The sequence below is a fragment of the Fimbriimonadia bacterium genome (assembly GCA_039961735.1).
Classification (GTDB): Bacteria; Armatimonadota; Fimbriimonadia; order Fimbriimonadales; family JABRVX01; genus JABRVX01.
Window position 1 is genome coordinate 1 of sequence record JABRVX010000046.1, and the last position, 10743, is coordinate 10743.

At 61.3% G+C, this 10743-nt stretch carries 12 protein-coding genes; 8 read left to right on the forward strand and 4 right to left on the reverse strand.

The features are described from left to right. Positions 1 to 481 precede the first annotated feature (481 nt). The 5 genes from rho (at position 482) to HRF45_11075 (ending at position 4214) form a co-directional block, all read left to right on the forward strand. A complete protein-coding gene (gene rho, locus HRF45_11055; protein MEP0767064.1) occupies positions 482 to 1792 on the forward strand; it encodes a transcription termination factor Rho in 1311 nt (436 codons plus the stop codon). A gap of 17 nt (positions 1793 to 1809) precedes the next feature. Then, the gene (locus HRF45_11060) at positions 1810 to 2328 is read left to right on the forward strand and encodes a bifunctional nuclease family protein (GenBank protein ID MEP0767065.1); all 519 of its coding nucleotides are present in this window, start codon (positions 1810 to 1812) and stop codon (positions 2326 to 2328) included. A gap of 16 nt (positions 2329 to 2344) precedes the next feature. Then, positions 2345 to 3421 carry a glycerate kinase gene (locus tag HRF45_11065; protein ID MEP0767066.1) on the forward strand — a complete coding sequence of 359 codons (1077 nt, stop codon included), beginning with the start codon at positions 2345 to 2347 and terminating at the stop codon, positions 3419 to 3421. Between the two features lie 152 nt (positions 3422 to 3573). Continuing rightward, on the forward strand, positions 3574 to 3978 hold the full coding sequence (locus HRF45_11070) for a response regulator (GenBank protein ID MEP0767067.1): 405 nt from the start codon (positions 3574 to 3576) through the stop codon (positions 3976 to 3978). Between the two features lie 26 nt (positions 3979 to 4004). Then, positions 4005 to 4214: a hypothetical protein gene (locus tag HRF45_11075; GenBank protein MEP0767068.1), complete on the forward strand. Its 210-nt coding sequence runs from the start codon at positions 4005 to 4007 to the stop codon at positions 4212 to 4214. Between the two features lie 144 nt (positions 4215 to 4358). Here the strand turns inward: HRF45_11075 and HRF45_11080 are convergent, their stop codons facing one another. Continuing rightward, complete coding sequence (locus HRF45_11080; GenBank protein ID MEP0767069.1) at positions 4359 to 4565, reverse strand: hypothetical protein; 207 nt, start codon at positions 4563 to 4565, stop codon at positions 4359 to 4361. 286 nt (positions 4566 to 4851) lie between these two features. Between HRF45_11080 and HRF45_11085 the strand changes: the two genes are divergently transcribed. The 3 genes from HRF45_11085 (at position 4852) to HRF45_11095 (ending at position 7186) form a co-directional block, all read left to right on the forward strand. Then, complete coding sequence (locus tag HRF45_11085; GenBank protein ID MEP0767070.1) at positions 4852 to 5802, forward strand: hypothetical protein; 951 nt, start codon at positions 4852 to 4854, stop codon at positions 5800 to 5802. Position 5803: 1 nt separating this feature from the next. Further along, a complete protein-coding gene (locus HRF45_11090) occupies positions 5804 to 6412 on the forward strand; it encodes a PEP-CTERM sorting domain-containing protein (protein MEP0767071.1) in 609 nt (202 codons plus the stop codon). A gap of 87 nt (positions 6413 to 6499) precedes the next feature. Continuing rightward, positions 6500 to 7186 (forward strand): prepilin-type N-terminal cleavage/methylation domain-containing protein, encoded by a 687-nt coding sequence (locus HRF45_11095; GenBank protein MEP0767072.1) that lies wholly within the window; start codon positions 6500 to 6502, stop codon positions 7184 to 7186. A gap of 354 nt (positions 7187 to 7540) precedes the next feature. Here HRF45_11095 and HRF45_11100 read toward each other — a convergent pair whose 3' ends face one another. The 3 genes from HRF45_11100 to HRF45_11110 all read right to left on the reverse strand — a co-directional run bounded on the left by HRF45_11100 (position 7541) and on the right by HRF45_11110 (position 10703). Next, positions 7541 to 7822, reverse strand: coding sequence for a hypothetical protein (locus tag HRF45_11100; protein ID MEP0767073.1), 282 nt, complete (start codon positions 7820 to 7822; stop codon positions 7541 to 7543). Between the two features lie 110 nt (positions 7823 to 7932). After that, positions 7933 to 9282 (reverse strand): hypothetical protein, encoded by a 1350-nt coding sequence (locus HRF45_11105; GenBank protein ID MEP0767074.1) that lies wholly within the window; start codon positions 9280 to 9282, stop codon positions 7933 to 7935. Next, positions 9279 to 10703 carry a PQQ-like beta-propeller repeat protein gene (locus HRF45_11110; protein MEP0767075.1) on the reverse strand — a complete coding sequence of 475 codons (1425 nt, stop codon included), beginning with the start codon at positions 10701 to 10703 and terminating at the stop codon, positions 9279 to 9281. The genes HRF45_11105 and HRF45_11110 overlap by 4 nt, the downstream gene beginning before the upstream one ends. Positions 10704 to 10743 lie beyond the last annotated feature (40 nt).

A 10743-nucleotide genomic window follows, 5' to 3' on the forward strand; every position in this document is an offset into this window, starting at 1 on the left:
TGTCCGCGTTGTCAAGACACTCGCCAAAGAATCGCACAACGAATGTCGCAGAGTCTGCGCAACGTCAATCCTTGCGAGCCCAGGCAAGTCCTTCGGTCGCGACCTCTACAAGCCTAAAAAACCCACGCGGCGACGTGACGGCGAGAGTTCCTTGGCCCCGGGGTTCTTGGGCCTGGTGCTCCGCGGACCTCGATTTAGCGGTATCGTTGCGCCTCCGTCCCGGGTTCCGAGGCCCGGCGGGCGAATGTGCGGTAGGGAGTAGACAACCGCCGAATATTGTGCTATAGTAGCCACGGAAGCAAATCTCCTTCGGCTGTCGCTCTCCAGTTTCGTTCTTGCCTACCCGCTGGATCGGGTTTCAGTGGCTTTGGCGAGCACAGCCCCGTCACTATCTCGATGCCGCGATGTCGGCACACCAGGAGTAAAACCTATCCCCACCATGAATCGACGACGTGATGGATCGGGCGGTCGGCGACCGCGAATGCAGGACCCACATCTCCAGATGTCCTCCGACCTCGAGAACGCGCCCAGCATCAACTTCCGAACCCTGAGCGAGAAGAGCGACGAAGAGCTGCTGGAGCAGGCTCGATCCCTGGAGCTAGACCTCGACTTCCGCGGTCGCGCGGACCTCATCCACAAGCTCCTCATCGAGCTGAACCGTGAGCACGGCACCGCCTATGCCGAGGGCATTCTGGAGCTTCTTCCGGACGGCTTCGGCTTCTTGCGGCGCAGCAACTTTGCCAACTCGCCGAACGATGTTTACGTATCGCAGTCGCAAATCAAGCGGTTCGGGCTTCGCACGGGAGATACCGTGTTCGGCCAGGTCCGGCCACCCAAGGACGGCGAGAAGTACTTCGGCTTGCTAAGGGTGGAGTCCGTCAACGGTCTGGACATCGAGTCGCAGCGCCAGCGGCGCGACTTCGAAGACCTCACGCCGGTCTATCCCAACGAACAGATGGTGATGGAGATCGGGACTGACCAGATGTCCGCCCGGATCATTGACCTCATCTCGCCCATCGGCAAGGGGCAGCGAGGCCTGATCGTTGCTCCGCCCAAGGCCGGCAAAACCATGCTGCTGAAGGCCATTGCCAACAGTATCGCCATCAACAACCCCGAGGTGTTCCTGATGGTGCTGTTGGTGGACGAGCGCCCGGAAGAGGTCACCGACATGCGCCGTTCTGTTCGTGGCCAGGTCATCTCGTCCACCTTCGACGAGCCTGCCGAGAACCACATGCGAGTGGCGGACCTTACTTTGGAGCAGGCGAAGCGACTCGTCGAGGCCGGCCGGGACGTCGTGATCCTCCTCGACAGTCTCACGCGCCTCAGCCGAGCGAGCAACCTGACGATCACTGCCAGCGGCCGCACGCTCTCCGGCGGTCTCGATCCGAGTGCACTATATCGTCCCCGCCGCTTCTTCGGTGCTGCGCGCAACATCGAAGAGGGGGGCAGCATGACGGTCATCGCCACCGTTTTGGTGGACACTGGTAGCCGCATGGACGACGCGATCTTCGAGGAGTTCAAGGGTACGGGCAACATGGAGCTGGTGCTGGACCGCGAGCTTGCCGAGCGCCGCATCTGGCCCGCGATTGACGTGCGGCGGTCCTCCACTCGGCACGAAGAGCTGCTGATCAAGCCCGAGAAGCTGAAGAGCGTGTGGCAGCTAAGGAAACTGCTCGCCAACCAGCAGGATTCCATCGAAGCGACCCAAATGTTCATCAAGCTGTTGGCGCGGACCAAGTCGAACGAAGAATTCCTCGCCGATGTGGTAGAAAAGACGAGCAAGTTGCAATAGGCCCGGTAGTCCACACCATGCCAGACGACATCGATCCGATGCACGAAGACGATATGAGCAAGCCCCCGCCGTTCTTCCCCACGGGGCACGAGCGCCTCGGTAGGGAGAGCGATAGGGAAGTTCGCGTCGAGATCGAGGGCTTCTACGATTTCGAGAACCCCGCTCAGACGCCGCAGCGGGTCATCGTGCTCTCGGACGACAAGGGTCGTACCGTCCGCATGATCATCGGCGCGTTCGAGTGGCTTTCCATCCAGATGGCCAAGGAGAACGACTACCCGGACCGGCCCTTCACCCACGACCTTATCCGCAACATCATTGACCGGCTCGGCTACACGGTGGACAAGATTGTGATAGACGACCTGTGGCAAGAGGTCTTCTACGCGAAGCTCTACCTACGCAAGGGAGATGAGATCGTGGAGATCGATTCGCGCCCGAGCGATGCCATAGCCGTTGCCGTTCGATACAACGCGGCGATGTACATGGCCGAGTCGGTGCTGGAGATGACCGACCGCTCGGACCTCGAAGACGACGCCTGATTCGGGCGGCTCCGTCGTGCAGTCCCTCCGAGTACTGGTTGCCCCCACTGCGTTTAAGGGCACGCTTTCCCCTCGCCAGGCGGCCGAGGCAATCGCGTCCGGTATTCGCCGCACAAGACCCCATGCTCACATCGTTCTCCTGCCCGTTGCCGATGGGGGCGACGGCTTCCTGGAGTGCCTCTCTGCGGAGGCCACTCTGCACTGGAACGAAGTGACAGGGCCTCTCGGAGAGCAGATCTCAGCCCCCTTTGCCCTTCATAGCGACGGCACCGCCATTATCGAGAGCGCCCGCTGCTGTGGGGTCACGCTGGTGCCGGCAGGCTCTTTGGACCCCATGCGCGCCACTTCCCGCGGTGTCGGGGAGCTGCTGCGCGAGGCCCGCGCGGTGGGCGCTTCACGGGCCTTGGTTGGGCTCGGTGGCTCGGCGACCAACGATGGGGGAGCCGGGGCATTGCAGGGGCTGGGCTTCCTCCTTCTGGATGATGCCGGGACTGAGCTCGGGCCGGGTGGCCGGTCTCTGGGGCGTCTGGCTCGGGTGGTGCCACCGAAGCGCGTGGACTGGCCCGAGATCGTGTGCGCTTGCGACGTGGAGAATCCTCTGCTTGGCCCAAGCGGCTGTACCGCCGTGTACGGGCCACAAAAGGGCGTTCGGACCCCGGAGCAGTCCGAACTACTGGAGGCAGGCTTGGCGCGGCTGGCTTCACTGGCTGATTTCTCTCCAGACACCCCGAGGGCTGGGGCCGCTGGAGGGTTAGCGTTCGGCCTAGCGGCGTTTGCGGGTGCCAAGCTACTTGCGGGCTCGGAGCTGGTGCTCGAACGGCTTCGGTTTGACGAGAGGCTGGCTGAATGCGACCTGGTGATCACAGGAGAAGGGAAGCTGGACGACCAAACGGCGCAGGGCAAGGTCGTGGGTGAGGTATTGAAGCGAGCCCGTCGTGCGGGTGTCCGGCTGTACGCCGTTTGCGGCGTGCTCGGCCCCGGGTGGGAGCCTCTTAAGGACCTGCTTACCGCCGACCCACTGGAGACCAGGCAGCCGCAGAACGCTGCCCAGGGCGTGGAGGATGCCGCGGCTGCGCTCGCCGAGCGCTGGTGATGCCTTCATCACAGAGCCGATAGACCCGACAATGCTACGGGCGGTTCAGCGCGTGACCTGAGCCGGTTCGGAGGAACCTGGGCTTCATTGACAGCGTCTGAGCCCTACGGGTAGGATTCCGGCATCGTGTATCCACCTCGGAGGTCGTCCGTATGGCGCTAAAGATTCTGGTTTGCGACGATGAGCGGCACATTGTGCGTCTCATCCAGGTGAATCTGGAGCGCCAGGGGTGGGAGGTCGTCACCGCGTACGACGGTAAAGAGGGTCTGGAGAAGATCAAATCGGTTCATCCGGACCTCGTCGTGCTGGACGTCATGATGCCGTATATGGACGGTTTCGAGGTCCTAAAGACCTTGCGGCGCGAGCCGGAGTTCCAGGAACTTCCGGTAATCATGCTCACGGCGAAAGCGCAGGACAAGGACGTGTTCGAGGGTTATCACTATGGTGCAGACATGTACCTGACGAAGCCGTTCAACCCGATGGAACTGGTCACGTTCGTGAAGCGCATCATCGGCGGCGATGCAAGCGGGGGGCCCAAGAGGTACGACCTCGACTAGAGCCGCTCAGACATTCGGTGGAGTTGATGGCATCCGAGAACAACCGATCGAACATCGTATTCCTCATCGCGGCGCTCGTCGGGATAAGCACCGCAACGTTCTTTATCGTTCGCAGCCGGCGAAAGTTGGAGCCTGCCAGGCGCCTGGACCGCATGCTGGACTTCTGCACGTCGAAGGCGGACGAACTGGAGCAGATGCTGCGGGATGACGCGCAGCCCCGTCCAGCCACAGCTTAGATCTACGTCCCATCCAGCGCGGCGGTAACGGCATACCTCCGGAACACCCGGAACACGTTGACATTAGTACTGCTGTAATGATAGACTGATGTTCTCGCGGCGCCTCAACGGCGCGAGATGCGGGCGCAGATGAATGGCGTAGGACTACTGCTCGGATACAGGAGGCGGCGGGTCGGAACCTTGGTTCTGGCCGCTGTTCTGCTGCTCGGCGCCTGGGCGCACGCGTTCCACCTCGTTGCTGCGTTCTCTGTCCCTGGCTATTGCACGCCCTCGGGTCATCTCGCGGGGGCGACAATCTCCGACTGTGCATCCGATGCGGCTCCCTGCCACGATGTCGCGCAGTGCGACCATTGCAGGGCGCTGGCATCCTCGTCAGGCCTGGAGACCGCCACGTTCTCCTTACACCTGGCTGACGCGCCACCCGCCATGGTCGCGTCCGCTGCTCTTAGGATCGCCTCCACACGCCCAGCCACTCACCTCACGCGCGGACCACCCGTCCTCTAGTCCAACTCTTCCTTCGTCGCTCGGCTCTCAGTGATTCGGGAGCGTTCGAATCGCATTCCACGTCCGTCTCTGAACACATTTCATAGCTGCGAGCGACTCGGCTACTTCTTGTATGGACCATAGGAGGGAACCAATGAACCCATTGCAGCTCAAAGCGAGCAAGCTGTTCGCTTTGTGGGGAATGTCGCTGATCGTGGCGGCTGTCCCCGCCCAGCACGAACTGGACGCGCTCTTCGGCTTCGAAGCCGGAACAGCAAAGATCATGCAGCCTGCCGTGCAGCCCGTTCGGCAGATGTCGCACCCACCTGGTTTGTACCTGTCCGATGTGGGATTAGACTTCTTCACGCCCGATGGTTGGTCGCAGCCGATGCTGCAAGAGTGCCGTGTCCTCGGGGTGTACATCTCCCCGAACCTGACCGGCAGCAAGACCGGTGTCGGGAACTTGTTCTGCTCCGATGGATGCGACAACTACTTCGACCTGCCCTATGCAGGAACGCCACACCACCACCTCAAGTTCACCGCCCCCGATGTGCCTGCGGTGTACGTCTGGGACATCAAGGCGGTGAACGCAGTGGACTACCTAGGCAACCCGCTGAACGACATGCCAAACGTGTACCGCTACTATATGGTTGCGGGCACGCCGAACAAGATACGCGGGAGCGTAAGCACAGCTCCGCAGTTTGTCGGTGACCTCGGGAAGCTGATGCTTCGCGTGGAGCTACGAACCGGGGGCAGCATCGTGGCATCGCAGGAACAGCCAGTCTGCTCCGGTATCGCCGTGTACCCGTACATGGTGGGCTTCACGCAGTCGGGAACCTATGACGTGGTAGCCAAGCTAAGTAAGCACCTGTCCGTGCGTCTCACCGGCATTGCACTGACCGAGAACACCCTTATAGATTGGGAGTTTCCCTATCTTGGCGACCTGGACGGTGATGACTCGATCGGCCTCGGTGATCTGAATAGTGTGCTGATCCACTTCGGTACCTCGAACGACGCGGGAGACGTGAACGGAGACGGCACGGTCGCACTGGACGACCTCAACATTGTGCTTCTCAACTTCGGCCGATCGGGCCAAGGCCATTGACGTGAATACCAACATAAAGGAGATGAACGTGAACAAGCTATTCGCTACTATCATCGCTGGCGCTGTCGCACTGTGCAGTGTCGGCTGGGCCCAGCATGGTCATGACGAGGATCTGGTTCCCGGCTTTGACGACCAGGACTACCTGGTGCTGATCGAACCGGACGAGATCATCGATCCGCCGTACGTTCTGGAGGTCATGTGGGACGAAGTCGTGCCCGGCGTATTCATCGCGGACGTGGGCTTTGTTCTGAACCATGACGACGAAGATCCTATGGTCAGCCGCGTTGGCTTTCTGCAAACCGACGTGTCGGCAGGCCTCTTCGGAGTGGTCGAGGGAGAGGTAGACCCGATCTTCGGGCTTGGCACCCCAGGGCTCCTCTCCCTCTCTGCGCCCGACAATGGGCACGTCCATGTTACCTTCACTGCGCCGGACAACAGCTTCCGCTTTCTGCGTTTTGGCCTCGTGAACGGCGTGGCGTTCGACGACGGACGCCCGCTGAACGACTCCTTGATCACTTATGAGCTGCAGTTCGTACCCGAGCCCGCAACTTGGCTAGCTGTCCTGGCTGGCGTGGGCTTCTTTGCCACGAGGCGGCGGGCCAAGCCGTAAGTCGCGGCTCTCCGCAAGGACCCGGCAAGTTGGGGGGCCAAGAAGTCCCGCAACCTTGCCGACAAGACCGAGATAGGGGGAAACGAAATGTCAGATAAGAAGGGCTTTACACTGATCGAATTGCTGGTGGTGATTGCCATCATCGCCATTCTGGCGGCGATCCTGTTCCCGGTTTTCACACGAGTGCGGCAACAGGCCAACAAGACCACCTGCTCCAGCAACATGCGACAGATGGGCTTGGCCGTCGGGATGTACGCTAACGACTGGACCGACCGATTCCCGCTGGACAGCCACACTGGATCCAACGCCTCGTGGATCTGGGTTGCCAGTCTGGAGCCCTACGTGAAGTCCAAGCGACTCCTGTATCGCTGCCCCAGCGATCCTAGCACCAACTGGAACAAGCCCCTCGAAGGCTTCCTGTTGACGCGCAAGACGTCGTACGGCACGAACTTCTGGATGCTGCCTCTGCAGTTCTGCGACGAGCTGCCTAGCATCTGCGGTCGTAACACGCTACGCTCCATCCGCATGCCTGCGGGGACGATATACATCGCGGAGACCAAGGAGTACGGCACGTCGGACCACTTTCACCCGCCTTGGTGGTACTGGCCCAACGACAGTGGCACCTACATCGAGCCGGAGAAGGAATTGGCGATGACATGGCACACCGGCGGCACGAACTACACCTTCGTGGACGGACACGCCAAGTGGTACCGCTTCTCGCAAGTGTGGAGCGGCGATGGAAGGATAGACCTCTTCGATCCACGAAGGGAGTAGGGAGCGACACCTTCTATGGCGAGAATGCCCGCTCCGGGCTGCCGAGCCTGTCTACGCATGACGGTGGCAGTGGAGGTGTCAGGGCAGACCTTGGTGACGTGCGCAAGTAGATGGCAACTGCACCTCCATTCGATAGCGTGCGAGGCCCGTCATGCCGAGCCCGTCGAAGCATGACGGTGGCAGTGGAGGTGTCAGGGCAGACCTTGGTGACGTGCGCAAGTAGATGGCAACTGCACCTCCATTCGATAGCGTGCGAGGCCTGTCATGCTGAGCCCGTCGAAGCATGACATCTCACACCGCATGTTCTGGGGCCCTGATACGACGCCGGCAGCAATCACCCCAGGATCGACAGGCTCAGCATAACGGGCTCGCGCCCTTGGCATCGTTCTTCAGCGTGAAGTCCAGCTTGGCCGCAATCGCATTCGCCGCATCGCCCGAGGAGATCGGCTCAACGCGCTTGATGCCGCCCTCGGTAATCCAACCCTTAGGAATCAGCATCGTCCAAGCCGACTCGTTCGGCTCTGTGAGCTTCGCGAACCTATAGACATCGTTGCCCACAGGGGACTTTGTGGGCTGCGCAAACGTGCACAGCGGCAGAAGTACGAGCGCAGATGCGAACAACACGCGACACTGCATGGCGCACCTTCCTTTCGGGCACGAGGCCCAGGTCACTATACCAAACGTCCTCGCCCGCTCGTTTTGCCTGGCTAAGTACCCATCACAGTGACGCTGTTGGTTGCCATCCATCACGCGGCGCGCAAACAGCCGGCACAACCAGATGCCTTGCCCCTGCGCTTCAGGAACGATAACGCTGCCAAGCCGAGTGGCACCACAATCGCCGAAGGCTCCGGCACCGGCGTGCTCAGCCAGATGTCATAGCTCCACTCGTAAACCGGGTCCGGACGCAGGTGCCACCACAGCACGTGACCTCCGTCGCCGATGGCCAGTGCGCCCGTGGAGACGAGACCGCTGCCCAGTGCGTCACGCGATAGATTGAAGTCGTCGTAGAACACCCACTGGCTGCCGCCAATGGAAGGAGCAAAGCCCGTCCACGCAGCGTGGCCGGATGCGTTCAGCCCGGTGATACCACCGAACTGCGCATCCGTTCCTCCCATAGCAGCGGTTGTCAGGTCACGATCATTGAGGTACAGCTTGTGCATCGCCTCTACCGCTGCCGACCAGAGCACGTCTCCGCTGTCAGACACGTGAAGTCCGTCCACCTGAACGTAGCCAACGATGGGTTTGGAGACGTTGCGCTCGTCCAACATCACGCTGGACTTGCCTGCGCCCTCCGATCCCAGCCACAGCACCTGCCCATGCAAGTTGATCTCTCGAGCGATTGCCTCGGCGCCGGACCCCAACGAGTGCGCGGTGACGTCCACTCCATCTAAGAACACGTGGGTCCTTCCTCTCGTCAGCGACCCCTTGCCGACAACCACAGTGCGCCCGTTGTCGTAGCGGTGACCGCTGCCACCACGGGCATCGCCCAGAAGGGGTTTGGTCAGGTTCGCTCCGTCCACGAATCCATCCCAGTAGCCGTCGGTGCTTGGGCCTCGGCCGACCCATGCAACGAGGCCTCCTGCGGTCGGCGCCCCAACGAACGACGCGATGCCCGTGGGTCCTAGAACTGGAGTCGTGAGGTCGTCTCCGCTGACGACGGCAACCGTCCTGCCATCTTTGGTCCCCAGGTAGGTGAAGCGATCACCAAGGCCGCGCTGAGGGACCAAGTAGTCCACCACATCATATCCATTGGATGCTCCCATGCTCGCGGTACCTACATATAAGTCTCGGTAGGTAGCGAAGTAGCAGAGCCAAATCGGGCGGCCGTCGTCTGTGATCCCAAAGTGCCTAGCGGGCCGTTCTGGATGAAGCTGCGAGCTGTAATCCACCCCGTTCACGAAGACTCGAGTCATGCCCGGAGTGAATGCTCCGGTGTACACCGATTCACCCCTGGAACTCACCATCGGGTTGGGCGAGCCCGCTCCCTGCACGAGAATCGGCAGGCCGGACTGGAGCATCTCGTGCCTCCACTCCACTTGCGCCAGAGCACTCGCTGCGCTTAGCATTGAGACTGCGAGAAACGGAAGCCTACTCACTTCGCCACCTCATCTCCTCGGAACTGCCAAAGGATCCCGTGGCGCGTCAGAGTGCGATGTCCGCCTACGTACACGTCGCCGTTGGAGTCGACGCACATCTGCGGCCTTTCCGTGCGGTGCATAGGAGGAGTAAGCGTCCAGCGCATCGCCCCCTGCGGCGAAGCGGAGTACAACACAGGTGCCTCGGAGAGTATGTACACCGCTCGCGCTAACCCGGTCCCGGGCTCCGCTGCGCAAGCTCCCACCGCGTCGAACCTCGACCATGAGTTTGCGACTTCCTCAGCGCGGCCATATGTGTAGCCTGCCTGACTAATCTCGTGTACCCTCACAAACCTGGGAGGGTATCCGCCGGCCACCTCTTGGGTCCCGAAGTAGACGTTGTTCACGACCTCCTGGCCGCTCATCATCTTGTCCAAGAACGGGCCACCCTCGATTGGGCCCAGCGGAGCTTCACCAAGAGCAGTATGTACGGTTCTTATGCACCGCTGCGCCATATGATCGGGGTGATACCACTTGGATACGGGGTACCAGTCGCCTGATTGCGGCGGAATCTCTTCTTCTGTCACCGCGTGCAGTTGGTTGCCACCGGTGCTTACGCGAAACGTGCTCAAGAAGACCGTGCCGCTATCGGCCACTACCGGCTCACACCAGATGGGCCAGTGCCAATACGACTCGATGTCGGTGTTCCTGTAATAGTGCGGCGATACCCATGCAGGCTGGCCGCCAAGCGACAGCTTGAACAGGCGATTTCGGGAATCGCCCACGTAGATGAAACCCGCGTCGTCCAGCGCGACACCCGTGGTAACCATTACGTCGCGACCTGGCGGCCCGGCGGTGTCCGGTGAGAGCCAATAGCGCCACCGGATTGCTCCATCGAACGATACCGCCACGACTGCGGCTGATCTCGGGGTGGTGAAATCCGTGTGCGTAGCATAGAGGGTCCCGTCCGCCCCGATCACCGGTGAACCCTGTGCATCGTCACCCAATCGGAGACTCCACACAAGCTGGCCGAAGTTGGTAAACGCGTGCAGCCAGCCCTCGTCGGTCGTCACGTATACCCGATAGAGCGGTGACGGAACAGAATCGCCTTCGCCTGCTCCGTCTCCAGTGCCCGGTCCATATCCAACACCAAGGGCAGGAGTACACCATACACCTCCCTGCAGCGGCGGCTGGTTCGACGCAGGATACGACCACAGTCTGGTCAGTGTTGCCTTGTCGAGACAGACGAGCCTGCCACCATTCGTGCCGAAAAACAGCCTGCCGTCGGGGCCGATGGCGACCCCCGAGAACAGCTCGCAGTTCTCGTTTTCATCGTAAGGCAGGTGCGTCTCGCAAGGGAAGTAGATGTTGTTGATCCGCGGCTCGCCCGGTGACGCCTGGGCAACCGATCTGCCCGTATGTCGCGCGTCGTGGCCCATCATAGGCCAGGGGGCATTCGGGACGGGCTGCCCTAGCGTGGGG